Source organism: Yoonia sp. JB2-21, from assembly GCF_055693545.1.
In genome coordinates this window covers 2,047,773-2,065,881 of the sequence record NZ_JBVFUC010000001.1, presented here as the reverse complement: position 1 = coordinate 2,065,881, position 18,109 = coordinate 2,047,773, and the positions used below count along the sequence as shown (strand labels likewise).

Annotated in this window: 19 protein-coding genes and 1 pseudogene; 11 read left to right on the top strand and 9 right to left on the bottom strand. The window is 56.4% G+C overall.

The genetic code is table 11. The features are described from left to right. The first annotated feature begins 30 nt into the window (after positions 1-30). From ACZ1G5_RS10295 to ACZ1G5_RS10275, 5 genes and pseudogenes are all read left to right on the top strand, one after another. Positions 31-904: pseudogene (locus ACZ1G5_RS10295) on the top strand (TIGR01459 family HAD-type hydrolase). 90 nt (positions 905-994) lie between these two features. Further along, a complete protein-coding gene (locus tag ACZ1G5_RS10290; protein ID WP_472732749.1) occupies positions 995-1,438 on the top strand; it encodes a MaoC family dehydratase in 444 nt (147 codons plus the stop codon). 93 nt (positions 1,439-1,531) lie between these two features. Then, the gene (locus ACZ1G5_RS10285) at positions 1,532-2,473 is read left to right on the top strand and encodes a bifunctional riboflavin kinase/FAD synthetase (RefSeq protein WP_472732748.1); all 942 of its coding nucleotides are present in this window, start codon (positions 1,532-1,534) and stop codon (positions 2,471-2,473) included. Beyond that, on the top strand, positions 2,463-2,930 hold the full coding sequence (locus ACZ1G5_RS10280) for a YcgN family cysteine cluster protein (RefSeq protein WP_472732747.1): 468 nt from the start codon (positions 2,463-2,465) through the stop codon (positions 2,928-2,930). The genes ACZ1G5_RS10285 and ACZ1G5_RS10280 overlap by 11 nt, the downstream gene beginning before the upstream one ends. Then, positions 2,931-3,977: a threonine aldolase family protein gene (locus ACZ1G5_RS10275; protein ID WP_472732746.1), complete on the top strand. Its 1,047-nt coding sequence runs from the start codon at positions 2,931-2,933 to the stop codon at positions 3,975-3,977. It begins immediately after the preceding gene. Here the strand turns inward: ACZ1G5_RS10275 and ACZ1G5_RS10270 are convergent. Together ACZ1G5_RS10270 and ACZ1G5_RS10265 are read right to left on the bottom strand one after the other, a co-directional pair. Beyond that, the gene (locus ACZ1G5_RS10270; RefSeq protein ID WP_472732745.1) at positions 3,946-4,731 is read right to left on the bottom strand and encodes an alpha/beta fold hydrolase; all 786 of its coding nucleotides are present in this window, start codon (positions 4,729-4,731) and stop codon (positions 3,946-3,948) included. The two genes, ACZ1G5_RS10275 and ACZ1G5_RS10270, sit on opposite strands and share 32 nt — an antisense overlap. Then, positions 4,731-5,327 (bottom strand): DsbA family protein, encoded by a 597-nt coding sequence (locus tag ACZ1G5_RS10265; RefSeq protein WP_472732744.1) that lies wholly within the window; start codon positions 5,325-5,327, stop codon positions 4,731-4,733. The genes ACZ1G5_RS10270 and ACZ1G5_RS10265 overlap by 1 nt, the downstream gene beginning before the upstream one ends. Before the next feature lie 119 nt (positions 5,328-5,446). Here ACZ1G5_RS10265 and ACZ1G5_RS10260 point away from each other — a divergent pair, with 119 nt between their 5' ends. Then, the gene (locus ACZ1G5_RS10260) at positions 5,447-6,466 is read left to right on the top strand and encodes a ribose-phosphate pyrophosphokinase (protein WP_472732743.1); all 1,020 of its coding nucleotides are present in this window, start codon (positions 5,447-5,449) and stop codon (positions 6,464-6,466) included. Between the two features lie 9 nt (positions 6,467-6,475). On the opposite strand, the gene ACZ1G5_RS10255 is transcribed toward ACZ1G5_RS10260, so the two are convergent. Next, on the bottom strand, positions 6,476-6,826 hold the full coding sequence (locus tag ACZ1G5_RS10255) for an H-type lectin domain-containing protein (protein ID WP_472732742.1): 351 nt from the start codon (positions 6,824-6,826) through the stop codon (positions 6,476-6,478). 96 nt (positions 6,827-6,922) lie between these two features. Between ACZ1G5_RS10255 and ACZ1G5_RS10250 the strand changes: the two genes are divergently transcribed. After that, complete coding sequence (locus ACZ1G5_RS10250) at positions 6,923-7,687, top strand: hypothetical protein (protein WP_472732741.1); 765 nt, start codon at positions 6,923-6,925, stop codon at positions 7,685-7,687. A gap of 53 nt (positions 7,688-7,740) precedes the next feature. Here ACZ1G5_RS10250 and ACZ1G5_RS10245 read toward each other — a convergent pair whose 3' ends face one another. From ACZ1G5_RS10245 to ACZ1G5_RS10220, 6 genes are all read right to left on the bottom strand, one after another. Beyond that, complete coding sequence (locus ACZ1G5_RS10245) at positions 7,741-8,166, bottom strand: F0F1 ATP synthase subunit epsilon (RefSeq protein WP_472732740.1); 426 nt, start codon at positions 8,164-8,166, stop codon at positions 7,741-7,743. A 22-nt stretch (positions 8,167-8,188) separates the two neighbouring features. Then, complete coding sequence (gene atpD / locus ACZ1G5_RS10240) at positions 8,189-9,613, bottom strand: F0F1 ATP synthase subunit beta (protein ID WP_472732739.1); 1,425 nt, start codon at positions 9,611-9,613, stop codon at positions 8,189-8,191. Between the two features lie 18 nt (positions 9,614-9,631). Then, the gene (locus tag ACZ1G5_RS10235) at positions 9,632-10,504 is read right to left on the bottom strand and encodes a F0F1 ATP synthase subunit gamma (protein WP_472732738.1); all 873 of its coding nucleotides are present in this window, start codon (positions 10,502-10,504) and stop codon (positions 9,632-9,634) included. 25 nt (positions 10,505-10,529) lie between these two features. Then, a complete protein-coding gene (gene atpA / locus ACZ1G5_RS10230; RefSeq protein ID WP_472732737.1) occupies positions 10,530-12,065 on the bottom strand; it encodes a F0F1 ATP synthase subunit alpha in 1,536 nt (511 codons plus the stop codon). Beyond that, the gene (locus tag ACZ1G5_RS10225) at positions 12,066-12,626 is read right to left on the bottom strand and encodes a F0F1 ATP synthase subunit delta (protein WP_472732736.1); all 561 of its coding nucleotides are present in this window, start codon (positions 12,624-12,626) and stop codon (positions 12,066-12,068) included. A gap of 343 nt (positions 12,627-12,969) precedes the next feature. Beyond that, entirely contained in the window at positions 12,970-13,323 is a 354-nt protein-coding gene (locus tag ACZ1G5_RS10220) for a DUF2793 domain-containing protein (RefSeq protein ID WP_472732735.1), read from the bottom strand. Positions 13,324-13,476: 153 nt separating this feature from the next. On the opposite strand from ACZ1G5_RS10220, the gene gmd reads away from it, so the two are divergent. The 4 genes from gmd (at position 13,477) to galE (ending at position 18,076) form a co-directional block, all read left to right on the top strand. Continuing rightward, positions 13,477-14,598 carry a GDP-mannose 4,6-dehydratase gene (gene gmd / locus ACZ1G5_RS10215; RefSeq protein ID WP_472732734.1) on the top strand — a complete coding sequence of 374 codons (1,122 nt, stop codon included), beginning with the start codon at positions 13,477-13,479 and terminating at the stop codon, positions 14,596-14,598. A 2-nt stretch (positions 14,599-14,600) separates the two neighbouring features. Further along, positions 14,601-15,569 carry a GDP-L-fucose synthase family protein gene (locus tag ACZ1G5_RS10210; RefSeq protein ID WP_472732733.1) on the top strand — a complete coding sequence of 323 codons (969 nt, stop codon included), beginning with the start codon at positions 14,601-14,603 and terminating at the stop codon, positions 15,567-15,569. Then, complete coding sequence (locus tag ACZ1G5_RS10205) at positions 15,566-16,990, top strand: mannose-1-phosphate guanylyltransferase/mannose-6-phosphate isomerase (RefSeq protein WP_472732732.1); 1,425 nt, start codon at positions 15,566-15,568, stop codon at positions 16,988-16,990. Before ACZ1G5_RS10210 ends, ACZ1G5_RS10205 begins: the two co-directional genes overlap by 4 nt. A 63-nt stretch (positions 16,991-17,053) precedes the next feature. Continuing rightward, positions 17,054-18,076: a UDP-glucose 4-epimerase GalE gene (gene galE, locus ACZ1G5_RS10200; RefSeq protein ID WP_472732731.1), complete on the top strand. Its 1,023-nt coding sequence runs from the start codon at positions 17,054-17,056 to the stop codon at positions 18,074-18,076. Positions 18,077-18,109 lie beyond the last annotated feature (33 nt).

The window sequence follows — 18,109 nt, the reverse complement described above, 5'->3', positions numbered from 1 at the left end:
GCCATACATACCGCCCAAAAAGGTTAACATATGACCCAGATTATCGACCAATTCTCAGAAATCTCGGGGCAATATGATGCCGCTTTCGTGGACCTTTGGGGCTGCATGCACAACGGGATCGAAGCGCTACCCGGGGCGGTCGCGGCCATGCAAAAGTACCGCGCGGCTGGCGGGATCGTCGTACTGGTCACGAACTCCCCCCGCCCGTGGGACAGCGTCGCGCGCCAGATCAACGGCTTTGGTGTGCCTGATGATGCATGGGACGCAATCGCGACCTCCGGCGACAGCGCGCGTGCGGCGATGTTCCGTGGGATTGTCGGCGAAAAGATCTGGTTCATGGGCGAAAGCCCCCGCGATGACGACTTTTTCAAACCGCTGCAAATCATCAACGATCCGGTGACAATTCAGAAGGTTCCGCTGGATCAGGCCGAAGGGATTGTCTGCTGCGGCCCCTTTGATCCATTGGCCGATGTGGACGTGAACCGCCCCGAATTCCTCTATGCCAAGCAAAAGGGTCTCAAGCTGCTTTGCGCCAATCCCGACATCATCGTGGACCGGGGCGAGGTGCGTGAATGGTGTGCGGGCGCACTCGCGGCGCTTTATACGGAAATGGGCGGTGAAAGCCTCTATTTCGGCAAACCGCACCCCCATCTATGACCTCGCGCGGCGCAGGCTCGCGGCATTAACCAACGCGCCATCTGATCCGCGTATCATTGCAATCGGCGACGGGATTGGAACCGATGTGTTGGGCGGCGTGCAGGAAGACCTCGATGTGCTGTTCATCTCTGGCGGATTGGCCGCCGCCGAGACGAAGACGGTCACGCAACCGGACCCGGAAGCGTTAACCAATTACCTCAACGCGCAACAAATGAGCGCGACCTACACAATCGGACACCTTCGGTAGAGGAATCACTTGATCTTTCTGCGATCGCAAAGTAATAAAATTTCAATATCTACGTGATACTGGATTTTTTGTTACTTGATGGAGCCTGATATGTTGGACAACGCCCCTCGCGGAACGATCTGCATCGAAGACATCGAAATCGGCATGACCAGGTCGCTCCGCAAGGTGATCACGGATCGCGATATTGAGATGTTTTCAGAGGTGTCCACGGACAGAAACCCTGTGCATCTGGACGAAGACTATGCGCAAGACACCATCTTTGGCGGCCGCATCGCGCATGGCATGCTAACCGCTGGTTTGGTCAGCGCGGTCATTGGCGAACAACTGCCCGGTCATGGAACGGTGTATCTGGGGCAAAGCCTGAAATTCCTCGCCCCCGTGCGCCCCGGCGACATGGTTTTGGCCGAGGTTGAAGTGACCGATATCGACCATTCCAGACGTCGTGTGACAATGAACACACGCTGTCTGGTGAACGACAAAAAGGTGCTGGTTGGCGATGCCACTGTCCTCGCACCATCGCGCAAATTCGACTAGCGCTTATCAAGCTTTCAGCTTTCCACGCGAAGAAGCCCGCAAGGGCTGATAAGCGGCGCTTGCACGCCTCCACAGCGTCCGTTACCCAAAGCTATGCGCATTATTCGTGACACCGTTTTTGTTGATCCATCCGACCGTGGCGCCGCTGCGGCGATTGGGAATTTCGACGGTGTTCACATTGGGCATCAAGCCGTGATCGACCTGACGAGCGACGCTGCGAAAGCGGCCAACGCACCCTTGGGCATTATGACGTTTGAACCCCATCCCCGCAGCTATTTCTCGCGCGATCCCAAGCCCTTCCGCCTGATGAACGCCGAAGCGCGCGCCAACCGTTTGGCGAAACTCGGCGTTGAAAAACTCTATGAGGTCCCGTTCAACGATACCCTTGCCAGTCTGACACCGCGCGACTTTGCGCAAACAATCATCGCCCATCAACTTGGCCTGAAACACGTCGTCGTGGGCGCCGATTTCTGCTTTGGCAAAGGGCGCGCAGGGACGGTCACGGACCTGCAAGCCTTCGGGGACGAAATGGGCTTTGGCGTCACCATCGCGCCCATCGTCGCGATCGACACGGCCAACGTCTCCTCTACCGCGATCCGCCAAGCACTGACCGACGGCAAACCCCGCGATGCCGCCGCAATGCTGGGGCATTGGCACCGGATCGAGGGCGAGGTGATCCGCGGCGATCAACGTGGACGCGACCTTGGCTATCCTACGGCGAATATGTCAATCACCGGCCTGCACCCGCCCAAATTTGGCGTCTATGCGGTGAAGGTCGATATATTGGATGGTCCACACAAAGGCACCTACGACGGTGCCGCCTCCATCGGTGTCCGTCCGATGTTTGGTGAAAACATGCCCAACTGCGAGACCTTTATTTTCGATTTCAAAGGCGATCTTTATGGCACGACCCTTTCCGTTGCCTTGGTGGATTACCTACGACCAGAGCTGAAATTCGACGGGCTCAACGCGCTGATCACCCAGATGGATGCCGACTGCGATACCGCTAGAAAGATCCTTGTCGATGTCGGCTGAGATCCCCCGCAATGGACTGCAAGATAGGTTTTGGGAAACCAAACCGATGGACAAGCTGAACCAGCAGGAATGGGAAGCGCTGTGTGATGGTTGCGGCAAATGCTGCCTGAATAAGCTGGAAGATGACGAAGGTACGGTCGCGATGACCCGGATCGCGTGCCGCTTGCTCGACAATCAAAGTTGCCTGTGCAGCAACTACAAAAACCGCCATCAATTCGTGCCGGAATGCATCGTTTTGACCCCAAAAACCATCGTCGAAAACCTGTATTGGCTGCCAATGACCTGCGGCTACCGGCTGATCCACGAGGGGCGTTCCTTGTACGACTGGCATCCGCTAATTTCGGGTGACCCAGCGTCGGTCCATGACGCGGGCGTGTCAGTGCAGGGCATGACGATCCCGGAATTTGAAGTCGATGAAGACGATTGGGATGACCACATCATCGAGGAGCCGCTTTAGATGAATTTCGCCTCAGACAACGCCGGCCCCGCCCATCCAGGCGTGATGGAAGCGCTGATCGCGGCCAACGAAGGCTACGCGATGGGCTATGGCGCCGACCCGATCATGAAAGACGTCCGCACGCAGGTGCGCGAGATTTTCGAGGCCCCCGAAGCTGCCGTCTATCTGATCATCAATGGCACCGCTGCCAATTCAGTCCTGCTCGCCGCGATGACGCAGCCGTGGCAGACGATCTTTTGTTCCGACTGCGCGCATATCCACGAAGACGAATGCAACGCGCCCGAATTCTACACCCAGGCCAAGCTGACGTTGGTCCGCAGCACCGATGGGAAAATCACGCCCGACGACCTGCGAGCCAAAATACTGGGCGAGGAAAACCGTGGCGTGCATGGACCACAACGCGGTCCCCTTTCAATCACGCAAGTGACTGAAAAAGGGACGTTATACAGTCTGACGGAAATGCGCGCGCTGACCGCCACCGCGCAAGAGTTCGGGATGCAAACCCATCTCGACGGCGCGCGCTTTGCCAATGCTGTCACGGCCCTTGATTGCACCCCGGCCGAGATGACGTGGAAAGCAGGCGTCGATACCGTCAGCTTTGGCGGCACCAAGAATGGTCTGCTGGGGGTTGAGGCTTGCGTGATCTTCGACCCCAAGATCGCGTGGGAATTCGAGTTGCGCCGCAAACGGGGCGGCCACCTGCTGTCCAAGCACCGCTATCTATCTGCCCAAATGCAGGCCTATCTGGCAGATGACCTGTGGCGCGACATGGCCCGTTCGGCCAATGCCCGCTGTGCGCAACTGGCAACTGGGCTGCGCGGACACAACGCCGCTGAAATACTGTTTGAACCGCAGGCCAATATGATCTTTTTCAATATGGCGCGACGCGAACATAAACGCATGCTGGATGGCGGTGCCGTCTACTATGTGATGAGCGGCGATCCTCAAGTGGGCGACCCCGACGAACAGCTTGTTGGACGCCTCGTCTGTGATTGGTCAATGACCGAGGACGGCGTCAGCCAGTTCCTTGATCTGCTGCGCGAATAATCGCAGCGACCTCTTCCATATGCGTGAGCGGAACCATATGCGCCGCACCCACAATCACATGGTCGCGCGCGTTCGGAATGCGGTCTACCAGCGCATCATGGATTGCTGTCATCACCGGCTGCGTTTCTTGGCCCCGTATCAGGGTCACTGGAATATTCAGGCCACCAAGCCGCTCTGCAGATGTGATCCCGGCAGCATCTTCTTCAATCGCGGCACCGCCTGCGACGATCAGGTGAATGCGTTTGGTCAACTTGGCTTGGATTGGTGAAGGAATGTCGGCCCATACCGTCTCACCCCACAGATTATTGAAGATTTCAGCAGCACGTTCTTCTTCGCCCATCAACATCGCACCGACAAAGGGGCGAAAGTCCTTAGCATGTTGGGCATGCGCGGCGCTGCCTTTGGCGGCCGCGAAATAAACTGGTTCGATCAGGGTCAGACGATTGACCAAATCGGGGCGTTCGACGGCCACCCGCAAGGCAGCGGTCCCGCCAAAGGAATGCCCAATCAGATGGGTCGGGCCATCACAACAGGCCGCTGCGCTCTCGGTCACGAGCGTCTGATAGTCGTGTTTCCCGTCCCAATCATCGCTGCGCCCATGCCCCGGCATGTCGATCAGCGTTGTCCGTCCGCCAATAGCCTCTGCCAAAGGCAGCAGCGTTTCGTGGCGTGACAAGGCGCAATGGACCATCACGGCGGGCGCGCCGGCGCCCACCGTGACCGCATGCACGTGATGACCTGCGACGTCAGGCACTAGAGCTCGCCAGACAGATACGCATCCAGATCGTTAATGCGGTCTTCGCCCCAGAACCGTTCGTTCGTGTCAGTAATGAAGAACGGCGCACCAAAGGCACCCGCGCTGACCGCATCCTCAAGATTTTTGGCAAAGGTATCGGCAGCAGTCAGCATATCCTTGTCGGCCAGTGCTGGATCCAATCCGCATTTCTGCAAACAGTCGCGCACCACATCATCCTGACTAATGTCACGCTCTTCTGCCCAGCAGGCCGCACCGAAAGCTTTGACCAGTTCGGCAACATCCTCGCCCGCGTTCTGGGCCGCGATAATCGCATAGGCCGACGGCGCACCATTGGTCGGCCAGAACATCGGTTTCAGGTTCAGCGGCATGCCCAGCCCCTTAGACCGGCGCGCCATATCTTGCAGTCGGTACTCTTGCCGGTTGGGATGCCTATCTTTGGGTGGCGTCCCGCCCGTCCGACCAAACAGCGCCATGATATCCAGCGGCTTATAGGTGATCGTGGCCCCGTGTTTTTTCGCAATTTCCGCCGGACGTGTCCCGCTGAGGTAGGTAAATGGCGACAGTGTTGCGAAGTAATAGTCGATATGGGGCATTTTGCGGCTCCTTTAGCTGCTGAATTCTTTGCGAGACGGTAAGCTTGTGTTACCCGGTGTCAACGCCACGATTCTGTTACAAGCGCGTAGCAGCCCCTTCTGCCAAAGGACCCCAACATATGCCCACCATGATCGAGCCCAAGCTGATTTCCGGTAACGCAAACCAGCCGCTTGCAACTGCTATCGGGCGGCGGATGTCGATGCATCGCGGTATGGAGGTCAGCCTATGCGACGCCCGTGTTGAGCGGTTCAACGATGGCGAGATTTTTGTCGAAGTTTACGAAAACGTCCGCGGCGAGGACATGTATATCGTCCAACCCACATCAAACCCAGCCAACGACAATCTGATGGAGCTGCTGATCATCGCGGACGCGCTGCGCCGTTCGTCAGCGGCACGCATCACCGCCGTGATCCCCTACTTTGGCTATGCCCGACAGGATCGCAGGTCCAAGGCCCGCACCCCGATCACAGCCAAGCTGGTGTCGAATATGATCGTAGAAGCCGGTATTGAACGCGTTTTGACCCTGGATTTGCATGCCACGCAAATTCAGGGTTTTTTCGATATCCCGGTCGATAACCTTTATGCCTCGCCCATTTATGCGTTAGATGCGATGCACAATTTCCGAGGCAAAATGGACGAAGTCATGGTCGTGTCACCCGACGTGGGCGGTGTGGCCCGTGCCCGTGATCTGGCACAACGGATTGGCGCGCCTTTGTCCATCGTGGACAAACGCCGCGGGAAACCCGGTGAAGTGGCTGAGATGACCGTGATTGGTGACGTGAAGGACAAGGTTTGCGTGATCGTGGATGATATCGTTGATACCGCTGGGACGCTGTGCAAGGCGGCTGAGGTGCTGATGGAGAATGGCGCCAAGGAGGTGCACTCTTATATCACCCACGGTGTGTTATCCGGCCCTGCGGTTGAGCGTGTGTCCAAGTCGGTGATGAAAAGCCTTGTGATCACCGACACGATCGCGCCGACAGAGGCCGTGAAGGCCTGCAAGAACATCCGCATTGTGCCGACTGCACCGATGTTTGCACAAGCTATTCTAAACACATGGAACGGCACGTCGGTATCATCACTATTTGATCATAAGACGCTGGGACCAATCTATGAAGGACTCTACGCAGCCGAGTAGGCGTAAGGCTTAGTAAAGCTCCCACCCTTCGTCGTGACCAACCTCACCAAAGGATGTCCAAGCGACCCTGACACGTGCAACCTGTGTATCAGACCATGTGCGAAAAACGATGCTGAAGCCTTCGTTGGTGATGTCTTCTGCCTGCACGTCAGCGCGTATGTTTGTGTTGTTTGAAATATCCCACATTGAGATTGAAACCTGCACATGCGGTGGTTTGCCATAGCTCTGTGAAAACACAACTTCTGCGCGGGATTGGCGCGGACCTTCGCCGCGCCACATTTGGCCATCATCTTCAAAGTCAGAAAACAGAACCACGTCGCCGTGATCTATCCCAATCATACCATTTTCAAACTTACGCATTAACAGACCTATGGTTTTCTTAAGCCATAATAACATTTGGTTAAGAACTTCCTGATAACTCATCCTTAACTTTTGTAAAATGTTAGGTGAATAATCATGCTGCTGCGTCGTTGGTACTGTGTGCTTGGATGTCTGGTCCTATTGTCGGCGGTAGCTGCCTGTGGGGGCGGCGGCGGTGGGACCTCTGGTCAAAGCGTCGGTAACGGCGGCGGCGACGGCGGAGATGGCGGCGGGGGTGATGACGGCGGGGGTGGTGATGACGGCGGAGGTGGCGATCCACCCGTTGTCAGCCCATTCAATGTGGTGACCGCCGAAGAGGCCGCTTATTTTCAGAACGAATTCCAGGACGAATTCGCCTTTGTCAGAGATACCGCCCGGATCGGCAGTACTGCGACGCTAGCGGATCAGCCTGACAGCGGTGGTCTGAACTATGACGGCTACATGGCAATCAGCTTTTTCAGTGCGTTGGGCGCGAACATGAAAGGTGAGGCCAATCTGACTGTCGACCTCCAATCGGGTGCCATAGGCGGAAGTGCCACGAATTTCATGGGGCCTGTGTTCGATGAAACAACGATGTCAAACCCCATTGTCAGCTATGAGGGTGACGTGAATTTTTCAGGTAACAGCCTGACTGCTGGCCCAAATGGCGAAGCGGCCTTGGGTATTCAAATTGATGGGGCGTTCAACAACGGCGTTCAGGATCTGACTATTGCAGGTCAAATCAACGGCCATTTGTATGGCCCCGAGGCGAACGGTGTCTTCGCAACCGGCAGCAACTTTGGGGCAACACCAGACATTACCACCGTTGTTGACGGGACCAGCGTCAACGGTATTGCAACCCTTTGGGGGCTCAAGCAATAGCGCAACGAAAAAGGCCCCGCGCAAGCGAGGCCTTTCGTTTCAGCATCAATCGTTTAGTTCTTGGCGGTCAGCCCGATGTGTCCACCAATCGCTACCATGTCTGACAACAGCTTCGCTGCATCATCGACAGGACCGGGTTCGTTCTTGAAGGTCTCTTGCGCACGCCCGTAGGCCGCTTTCGCATCTTCGACCATTTGGTCGTAGACCTCTTGTGTCACTTCATCCTTGGGCAGCGCCTGTTCGGCCAGAACCGACACGCCTGTCGCGGTGATTTCGGCGAAACCGCCGGAGACCACATAGGCGTCAGACCCGCCGCTATGGATCACTGTCAAAACGCCGGGGCGTAGTGTTGTGATCGTTGGCGCATGATCGGCCATGGCCGTCATATCACCATCTGCGCCGGGGATCTGGACCTCGGACGCCTCGACCGACGCCAGGCGGCGTTCGGGCGAGACCAGATCGAATTGTAGGTTTGCCATGATAGGCTCCTTACCGCTCTACTTAAGCTGCGTCTGCAGCCATTTTTTCGGCTTTGGCTTTCACTTCTTCGATCCCGCCAACCATGTAGAAGGCACCTTCGGGGAAGTGATCGTATTCGCCTGCAACAACAGCCTTGAACGACGCGATTGTGTCTTCCAATGGCACCTGAACGCCGGGCGAACCGGTGAAGACCTGTGCCACGTCAAACGGCTGCGACAGGAAGCGTTCGATCTTACGCGCACGGGCCACGGTCAGTTTGTCTTCTTCTGACAGTTCGTCCATGCCCAGAATGGCGATGATATCCTGCAATGACTTGTAGCGCTGCAACATCTGCTGCACGTCAGCGGCAACCGCATAGTGCTCTTCCCCAACAATCGCTGGGTCCAGCAGACGCGATGTGCTGTCGAGCGGATCAACCGCAGGGTAGATACCCTTTTCCGAAATTGCACGGTTCAGAACGGTTGTCGCGTCCAAGTGCGCAAAGGATGTCGCTGGCGCAGGGTCGGTCAAGTCATCCGCAGGCACGTAGATCGCCTGAACGGATGTGATCGAGCCGTTCTTGGTGGATGTAATACGTTCCTGCATCGCACCCATGTCTGTCGCCAGTGTTGGCTGGTAACCCACAGCAGATGGGATACGACCCAAAAGCGCGGAAACCTCGGAACCCGCTTGCGTGAAGCGGAAGATGTTATCAACGAAGAACAGAACGTCCGTACCGGATTGGTCGCGGAATGATTCCGCCATGGTCAGACCAGACAGCGCCACACGCATACGCGCACCCGGAGGCTCGTTCATCTGGCCGTAGACCAGCGCCACTTTGGATTTTGTCAAGTCTTCGGCGTCGATAACACCGGATTCGATGAATTCGTAGTAAAGGTCGTTCCCTTCACGGGTCCGCTCACCCACACCCGCAAACACGGAGTAGCCGGAGTGTACTTTGGCGATGTTGTTGATCAATTCCTGAATAAGAACGGTCTTACCAACACCCGCACCACCGAAGAGGCCGATTTTACCGCCCTTCGCGTAAGGGGCCAGAAGGTCGATGACCTTGATGCCGGTCACCAGAACCTCGGACGCTGTCGACTGCGCTTCGAAAGGTGGGGCTTCAGCGTGGATCGAGCGACGCTCTTGCTCGCCAATCGGGCCTTTTTCGTCAACGGGGTCGCCAACGACGTTCATGATGCGACCCAGAGTGGCGTCGCCCACGGGAACCGTGATTGTGCTGCCTTGGTCGGTCACATCCTGACCGCGGACCAGACCCTCGGTACTGTCCATCGCGATGGCGCGAACTGTGTTCTCACCAAGGTGCTGGGCAACCTCGAGTGTCAGCTCTTTGCCGTTGTTGTCAGTTGTCAGGGCGTTCAGAATCTCGGGCAGGTGGTCATCGAACTGCACGTCGACGACGGCGCCGATGATCTGCGTGATCTTGCCTTTTGCGTTTGCCATAATGGTATTCTCCGGGGTCTAGAGCGCTTCCGCGCCCGAAATAATTTCAATCAGCTCGTTGGTGATCACGGCCTGACGTGAGCGGTTAAACTGGATCGTCAGCTTGTCGATCATTTCACCAGCGTTGCGTGTCGCGTTGTCCATCGCTGACATACGTGCGCCCTGCTCGGACGCGGCATTTTCCAGCAGCGCGCTGAAAATCGCCGTGGCCACACCGCGTGGCAGCAGGTCCGCGAGGATTTCTTCCTCACCGGGTTCGTAGTCATACAGCGTGACGTCAGCATCCTCTTCCTGCTCAAACTTCGCAGGAATAATTTGCTGGGCCGTGGGGTGCTGTGTCACGACGTTTTCAAAACGCGCAAAGAAGATCGTCGCGACATCGAATTCCTCGGCGTCGAAACGGCCAAGGATGTCCTTGGCGACACCCTGCGCATCGGCATAGCCCACGCGCTTGACCTCTGTCAGATCAACGTGACCGACAAAGTGATCGCCCAAGTCGCGCTTAATCGCATCGCGGCCTTTCTTACCGACTGTGATGATTTTCACAGTCTTGCCTTCGGCCAACAGCTTTTGCGCATGTGTTTTGGCCAGCTTGGCGATGTTACCGTTAAAGCCACCACACAGGCCACGTTCAGCGGTCATGACGATCAGCAGTTGCACCTGATCACTGCCCGTACCGGACAGCAATTTTGGTGCAGACTCTGATCCGCCAACCGACGCAGCAAGCCCAGCCATCACGGCGTTAAACCGTTCGGTGTACGGGCGCGATGCCTCGGCTGCATCTTGGGCGCGGCGCAGTTTTGCTGCCGCGACCATCTGCATGGCCTTGGTGATCTTGCGGGTCGATTTGACCGACTCGATCCGATTTTTCAGGTCCTTAAGACTTGGCAAAGCAAAGTCTCCTTTGTCTCAAAGATTAAGCGAAGTCTTTTGCGAAAGCGTCGATTGCCGCTTTGATCTTGTCTTCGGCTTCGCCTTTGATCTTCGGGTCTTCCTTGGTGATCATGTCCAGCACGTCAGATGCGTTTGTGCGCAGGTGCTTGAGCAAACCCGCTTCAAAACGGCCAACTTGCTTGACGTCGATCTTATCGAGGTAACCTTTGGTGCCAGCGTAGATCACGCAAACGATCTCGGCGTTGGTCAGCGGCGCATATTGTGGCTGCTTCATCAACTCGGTCAGGCGGGCACCACGGTTCAGCAACTGCTGTGTCGCGGCATCCAGATCGGACCCGAACTGCGCAAAGGCGGCCATTTCGCGGTACTGTGCAAGCTCCAGCTTCACAGGACCGGCAACCGACTTCATCGAGTTGGTTTGCGCGGATGAACCCACACGCGACACCGACAGACCAGTGTTCACCGCAGGGCGGATACCTTGATAGAACAGTTCCGTTTCAAGGAAGATCTGACCGTCGGTGATCGAAATCACGTTGGTCGGAATAAACGCGGACACGTCACCACCCTGAGTTTCGATGATCGGCAAAGCGGTCAAGGAACCAGCGCCGTTGTCTTCGTTCAGCTTCGCAGAACGCTCCAACAAACGAGAGTGGAGGTAGAAAACGTCACCTGGGTAGGCTTCACGCCCCGGTGGGCGGCGCAGCAGCAGGGACATCTGACGATAGGACACAGCCTGCTTGGACAGATCATCATAGATGATCAGCGCGTGGCGGCCATTGTCGCGGAAGTGTTCCGCCATCGCAGTTGCAGCGTAAGGTGCAAGGAACTGCATCGGTGCCGGGTCGGATGCGGTTGCAGCCACAACGATGGAATATTCGATCGCGCCCGACTCTTCGAGCTTCTTCACCAACTGCGCAACTGTCGAACGCTTTTGACCAACAGCAACATACACACAGTACAGCTTGTCATATTCATTTTCGGCAGCGTCGTTGTAAGACTTCTGGTTCAGGATCGTATCCAGCGCCACAGCCGTTTTACCTGTCTGGCGGTCACCAATGATCAATTCGCGCTGGCCACGGCCAATCGGGATCATCGCGTCAACAGATTTCAGACCAGTCGCCATCGGCTCGTGTACCGATTTACGTGGGATAATGCCGGGAGCCTTACTGTCAGCAACGGCGCGCGTCTTTGTCTTGATCGGGCCTTTGCCGTCGAGCGGGTTACCCAAACCGTCAACAACGCGGCCCAGCAGTTCGTCACCAACAGGCACGTCCACGATGGACTTGGTGCGCTTAACAGTGTCGCCTTCTTTAATGTCACGGTCGGAACCGAAGATAACAACACCCACGTTGTCGGCTTCAAGGTTCAGGGCCATCCCGCGGATACCACCGGGGAATTCAACCATCTCACCGGCTTGGACGTTATCAAGACCGTAAACACGGGCGATACCGTCACCTACGCTCAATACGCGGCCAACTTCGGCCACTTCGGCTTCTTGACCGAAGTTTTTGATCTGGTCCTTCAGGATCGCAGAAATTTCAGACGCTTGGATCGCCATTTATCCGACCTCTTTCATTGTGTTCTGGAGTGCGTTGAGCTTGGAGGCGATCGACGTGTCGATCATCTTGGAGCCCACTTTGACAATAAGACCGCCGATGATGGATGCATCGACGGTTTCTTTGATGGTGACAGATTTGCCCACTTGGGCCTTGAGTGTTTTCGCCAGCTTGTCTGCCTGCGCCTTGGTCAGCGCCTTGGCTGTTGTGACCTCTGCGGTCACTTCGCCACGCTCTTCGGACAGCATGTCCTGCAGAACGGCCAACAGCTGTGGCAACACAAACAAGCGGCGCTTGCTTGCGAGCAGCGCCAATACATTGCTTGTGGTGTCAGAGAGTTTCATTTTCTTGGCGATGGCAGTGATCGCGCCAGACTGTTCATCACGGCTATACAGCGGTGAGGTCAGCAGAGTACGCAGATCTGCACTTTCGGCCATTGCTGCTTCTAAAGTTGCAACATCTGATTCGAGTGCCTTGATCGCCTTGCCTTCTTTGGCGAGGTCAAACACAGCGGTTGCATAGCGCGCAGCGATGCCTGTCGAAATACCAGCAGTTTCGGACACGTGGAGCCTTCCGATATCTTGGGCCCGGACCCGCAACACCCGTGAGCGACGGTATGCGAATGGGCAACTTCTATGGCTCTCACGGATGCGAGAGCGGCAAAATCTTGCGCGATGTAGCAGAGCCATCTTGGTGCCGCAAGCACCCAAGGACAAGAATCCACCGCGTTTCGCCGCATATGGTGCGATGGTTCGGAACGAACAGTGATTCCGCGCAAAAAGAGTGCGAATTATCGGATTTGAACCCCACAAATGCAAAAGAGCGCAAAACCCAACTGGATTTCACACTCTTGCTTATTCTCCGCTGACAATCTCTTGCCGCCAAGGAAGAATCGCTTGGTGGTCGCTAGGCGATTGGTCGGGCCAATGTCACCCATGCAACGCCAAGGTAGACCTGTAGTTCAGCATCATCCTTGACCCAAGCGATCCAACCGATAAGTGGCGCGACAAAAAGCCACCCACCGCCGCGCCAAGTCGCGATCTGGCCACCCTGCCCCGCCCAATCGCCTGATGGTGATGTGCCCAAGGCCCATGCCTGTCCTTCACTTGGCGATGCCGGAGGTGCGGTTGCTCCGACACTCTCCAGCGTCATTTGCGTCACCGTATCAAGTCGTTCAATTGCCTCATTGTGCGTCACATGCTTTTGCGCCTGAGCGGGCATGATGAGAGGCAATTCAAGGTTGGGGGTCTGTTCTGGCATGTCTGTCGCGCCTTCCGCTGGGGGTGAATTCGCGCGCAGTATTCGAACAACCTGTCAACAAAACCTTACACCACCGTGTGTAAGTTAACACAACTTTAAGACGTTGAATGGCACCAATGGTTAACCGAAGCTTTACGAATCGTAAGAAAACCCATGACAAAACGTGCCCTCATCACCGGAGTGACCGGCCAAGACGGATCCTACCTTGCCGAACTTCTGCTTGAAAAAGGGTACGAGGTGCATGGCATCAAACGCCGGTCGTCATCACTCAATACCGAGCGCGTCGATCATATCTATCAGGATCCACAAACCGACAACGCCCGCTTTTTCCTGCACCACGGCGATCTGACGGATAGTTCGAACCTGACGCGCATTGTCGCGCAGGTGCAGCCTGACGAAGTTTATAACCTTGGCGCCCAGTCACATGTCGCCGTCAGCTTTGAAACGCCCGAGTATACGGCGAACGTCGATGCGCTTGGCACCCTACGCTTGCTGGAAGCCATTCGTTTTCTCAAGCTTGAAAAGAAGACGCGGTTCTATCAGGCATCAACCTCAGAGCTTTACGGTCAGGTCCGGCAAACCCCACAAACCGAAGATACACCCTTTCACCCCCGCAGCCCTTATGCAGTCGCAAAACTTCACGCCTATTGGACCTGTGTGAACTACCGTGAGGCCTATGGCATGTATGCCTGCAACGGCATTCTCTTCAATCACGAAAGCCCACGCCGGGGCGAAACGTTCGTGACCCGCAAGATCACGCGTGGTCTGTCAAATATCGCGCTTGGACTGCAAGACTGCCTGTATCTTGGCAATGTTGCCGCCTTGCGTGATTGGGGCCATGCCAAGGACTATGTTCAAATGCAGTGGCTGATGTTGCAGCAGGACCAGCCCGAGGACTATGTGATTGCGACGGGGACACAGCATTCTGTGCGCGACTTCGTCGCTTGGACAGCGGCAGAGCTGGGCATGACCCTTGAATTCAGCGGTCAGGGCGTGAACGAGGTTGCAACAGTTGCAGCGGTCAATACCAACCGCGCGCCACATGTCCGATGCGGCGATGTCGTGATGCGCGTTGACCAAAGATACTTTCGTCCCGCAGAGGTCGAAACCCTTTTGGGTGATGCCTCAAAGGCGCGCAAGAACCTTGGTTGGACACCGAAAGTCACCCCGCAAGAAATGTGCGCCGAGATGGTCTCTAAAGATCTGAAAATCGCCCAGCGCCATGCCCTGCTTAAAGAACACAACATGGAAATACCCATCGCATTGGAGGTCTAGACATGCGGATCTATCTGGCTGGCCATCGGGGCATGGTGGGAAGCGCGATTTTAAGCAAGCTCATTGCGGAACGCCGCTTTGACGTGATCACCGCGCCACGCAGCACGCTCGATCTGACAGATCAGCGCGCAGTGCGTGGCTTTATGCAGGCAAAACGCCCCGATCTCGTGATTGTTGCCGCAGCCAAAGTCGGCGGCATCATGGCCAACAGCACAAGGCCCGCCGACTTTATTGACGACAACCTGATGATTGCCAGCAATCTGATCCACGAAGCACATGCCGCAGGAGTAGATCGATTGATACAACTCGGTTCGTCCTGCATCTATCCGCGCGACACCGCGCAGCCGATCCCTGAGAGCGCGCTGCTAACCGGCCCGCTGGAACCCACAAACGAACCCTACGCCATCGCCAAGATTGCTGCGATCAAGCTCTGTGAAAGCTACAACCGTCAGTACGGGCGGGACTATCGGTCGCTTATGCCGACAAACCTTTATGGCCCCGGCGACAATTTTCACCCCGAACATGCGCATGTCCTGCCAAGCCTGCTACGGCGATACCATGAAGCGGCAGAGAGCAGCCAAGCTACAGTGACGCTTTGGGGCTCTGGCACGCCGCGCCGCGAATTCCTGCATGTGGATGATCTGGCCGATGCAGTCCTATTCATGATCAGGCTGGATCAGACGCGCTATGCTGCGGCGACCCACCCCATGCAAAGCCATCTGAATGTGGGCACCGGCAAGGGTATCACGATTTCCGAACTGGCACGGCTGATTGCAAACCTTACCGGGTTTCGCGGCATAACACGGACTGACCCAACAAAACCTGACGGGACGCCACGCAAGCTGCTCGACACCTCTGCCATGCAGAACTTGGACTGGTATCCGCAGATTTCACTCAAAGATGGCCTCGCGCGGACATATGCTTGGTATCGCCACATGCAGGAGGCAGGGCGCGCCCTGCGCGCATCATGATGACACCCAGAATCACACCGGTTATTCTTTGTGGGGGATCAGGCACACGGCTCTGGCCACTGTCCCGCAAAAGCTATCCCAAGCAGTTTTCATCCTTTATCGGGAGTGACAGCCTATTTCAGACCTGTGCCAAACGTCTCGGAACGGACGCCTTTACATCCCCCGTTATCGTCACCGGCGATCCGTTCCGCTTTATCGTTCTGCAACAGCTTCAGGACGCTGGGATCGAACCCGATACGGTTTTGATTGAACCGGTTGGACGTGATACCGCACCCGCCGTTATCGCGGCGGCCTTGCAGATCGCCGAAAGCGATCCTGACGCCTTACTTCTGGTCGCGCCTTCTGATCATCTGATCCCGGATGAAGCCACTTTTCGGGCAAGTATCGATGCAGCCCTTCCAGCCGCACGGGCCGGGCAATTGGTCACCTTCGGAATCACGCCTGATCATGCCGAAACGGGTTATGGATACCTGGAGCTGACAACGCCCTATGGCCCCGGAAACCAACCCGTCGCCCTGAAAAAGTTTGTAGAAAAACCGGACGTGTCGCAGGCCCAAAACATGCTGCGCGCCGGGAATTATCTGTGGAATGCCGGCATTTTTCTGTTCACGGCGAAGGCCATCATCGCCGCTTACCGCGATCATGCCCCGGACATCCATGCCGGGGTCAAAGCGGCACTTGATAACGGCATAACGGATTTATCTTTCTTGCGGCTGGCATCGACCCCTTGGGAGGACACCAAAGCGACCTCGATCGACTATGCCATTATGGAAAAGGCCAGCAACCTGAGCGTTGTTCCCTATGGTGGAGCGTGGTCCGACCTTGGGGATTGGGCGGCCGTCTGGCGCGAGACCCAAGAAGAAGGTATTGCGGTTGCCGGCGACGCGACCGCGATTGATTGCAAAGATGTGCTGCTACGCTCAGAGGTAGACGGACAAAGCATCGTTGGCATTGGATTGCATGATATTGTCGCCGTTGCCATGCCTGACGCGGTGTTGATCAGCCACAAAGATCGCGCGCAGGACGTTAAGATCGCGGTGCAAACGCTGAAGGAAAAAGGCGCTGCACAAGCTGAGGTTTTTCCAAAAGATCACCGCCCATGGGGCTGGTTTGAGAGCCTTGCAATCGGCGAACGCTTTCAGGTCAAACGCATTGTTGTGAACCCTGGTGCAAGCCTATCACTGCAATCGCATCACCACAGATCCGAGCATTGGATCGTTGTGCAAGGCACCGCGTCCGTGACGGTCGGCAACAAGATTGATCTCGTGACGGAAAACCAATCAATCTACATCCCGCTGGGCACGCGGCACAGGCTGGAAAATCCCGGCAAGCTGCCGATGGTTCTGATCGAGGTCCAGACGGGCGCCTATCTGGGTGAGGATGACATCATCCGCCATCAAGACGTCTATATGCGTGCCTGAGCGCGCTGTTGATCCTACGCGTCCGACTGCATAGAACGCCTGCAACACTTGTTGGAGGAACGCATGCGCGTATTGGTCACGGGCGGCGCTGGGTATATCGGCAGCCACACTTTGCTTGAGCTGATGGCGCAAGGCCATGAGGTTTGCGTTCTGGACAACTATAGCAACGCCACGCCAGAGGTCATGACCCGCGTGCGTGCCCTGTCGAACGGGATCGTCCATGATTATGTCGGCGACGTGCGGGACGCGGCCAAGCTGGATGAGGTGATGCTAGACTTCCAACCAGAGGCCGTGATCCACTTCGCCGGCCTCAAAGCCGTTGGCGAAAGCACGCAAAAACCGCTCTATTATTATGACGTCAATGTTGGCGGCACGCTGACCCTGCTGAATGCGATGGAGCGCGCAGATTGCAAGCGCCTTATCTTTTCATCATCGGCAACAGTTTACGGTGAGCCCGTTTATCTGCCCTATGACGAGGCGCACCCAACCAACCCAACCTCTGTCTATGGTCGTTCTAAGCTGATGGCTGAGCAGATTTTGACCGACTGGATTGCGGCACGCCCCGACAACACGGCCGTCTTGTTGAGATACTTCAACCCCGTTGGCGCGCACCCCTCGACCCAGATTGGCGAAGACCCCAAGGATATCCCTAACAATCTGATGCCCTTTATCGCTCAGGTGGCTGTAGGCAAACGTGATGCGTTGCAGATTTTTGGCGATGATTACGACACCCCCGATGGCACCGGTCTGCGCGACTATATTCATGTCGTCGATTTGGCCCGCGCGCACGTGGCGGCAATCGGGTACGCCGAAAATGCGACCGGTGCGCGTCATTTCAATATTGGCACCGGCCAAAGCTATAGCGTCCGCGATATGGTCGCGGCGTTTGAGCGGGCCTGCGGCAAGCCGATTATGACCAAACAGGTCGCCCGACGCGCCGGGGACATTGCCGCAATGCAAGCCGATGCAAGCCGTGCGAATGCCGAACTGGGCTGGAAAGCCACGCATGATCTGGATGATATGACAGCGAGCACTTGGGCGTGGCAGTCAGCGAACCCGAATGGATACGGCGCCCCCAAAAAGTGAAAGTGCCTTGGACCCGAAAGTCCAAGGCACAAT

Excerpts from the sequence above, each read along its gene's own strand:
- gmd (WP_472732734.1), top strand. The coding sequence starts at position 13,477 with ATGACAAAACGTGCCCTCATCACCGGAGTGACCGGCCAAGACGGATCC.
- ACZ1G5_RS10205 (WP_472732732.1), top strand. The coding sequence starts at position 15,566 with ATGATGACACCCAGAATCACACCGGTTATTCTTTGTGGGGGATCAGGC.
- ACZ1G5_RS10285 (WP_472732748.1), top strand. The coding sequence starts at position 1,532 with ATGCGCATTATTCGTGACACCGTTTTTGTTGATCCATCCGACCGTGGC.
- ACZ1G5_RS10245 (WP_472732740.1), bottom strand. The coding sequence starts at position 8,166 with ATGGCAAACCTACAATTCGATCTGGTCTCGCCCGAACGCCGCCTGGCG.
- ACZ1G5_RS10260 (WP_472732743.1), top strand. The coding sequence starts at position 5,447 with ATGCCCACCATGATCGAGCCCAAGCTGATTTCCGGTAACGCAAACCAG.
- ACZ1G5_RS10265 (WP_472732744.1), bottom strand. The coding sequence starts at position 5,327 with ATGCCCCATATCGACTATTACTTCGCAACACTGTCGCCATTTACCTAC.
- ACZ1G5_RS10275 (WP_472732746.1), top strand. The coding sequence starts at position 2,931 with ATGAATTTCGCCTCAGACAACGCCGGCCCCGCCCATCCAGGCGTGATG.
- galE (WP_472732731.1), top strand. The coding sequence starts at position 17,054 with ATGCGCGTATTGGTCACGGGCGGCGCTGGGTATATCGGCAGCCACACT.
- ACZ1G5_RS10250 (WP_472732741.1), top strand. The coding sequence starts at position 6,923 with ATGCTGCTGCGTCGTTGGTACTGTGTGCTTGGATGTCTGGTCCTATTG.
- ACZ1G5_RS10280 (WP_472732747.1), top strand. The coding sequence starts at position 2,463 with ATGTCGGCTGAGATCCCCCGCAATGGACTGCAAGATAGGTTTTGGGAA.
- atpD (WP_472732739.1), bottom strand. The coding sequence starts at position 9,613 with ATGGCAAACGCAAAAGGCAAGATCACGCAGATCATCGGCGCCGTCGTC.
- ACZ1G5_RS10290 (WP_472732749.1), top strand. The coding sequence starts at position 995 with ATGTTGGACAACGCCCCTCGCGGAACGATCTGCATCGAAGACATCGAA.
- ACZ1G5_RS10255 (WP_472732742.1), bottom strand. The coding sequence starts at position 6,826 with ATGCGTAAGTTTGAAAATGGTATGATTGGGATAGATCACGGCGACGTG.
- atpA (WP_472732737.1), bottom strand. The coding sequence starts at position 12,065 with ATGGCGATCCAAGCGTCTGAAATTTCTGCGATCCTGAAGGACCAGATC.
- ACZ1G5_RS10210 (WP_472732733.1), top strand. The coding sequence starts at position 14,601 with ATGCGGATCTATCTGGCTGGCCATCGGGGCATGGTGGGAAGCGCGATT.
- ACZ1G5_RS10220 (WP_472732735.1), bottom strand. The coding sequence starts at position 13,323 with ATGCCAGAACAGACCCCCAACCTTGAATTGCCTCTCATCATGCCCGCT.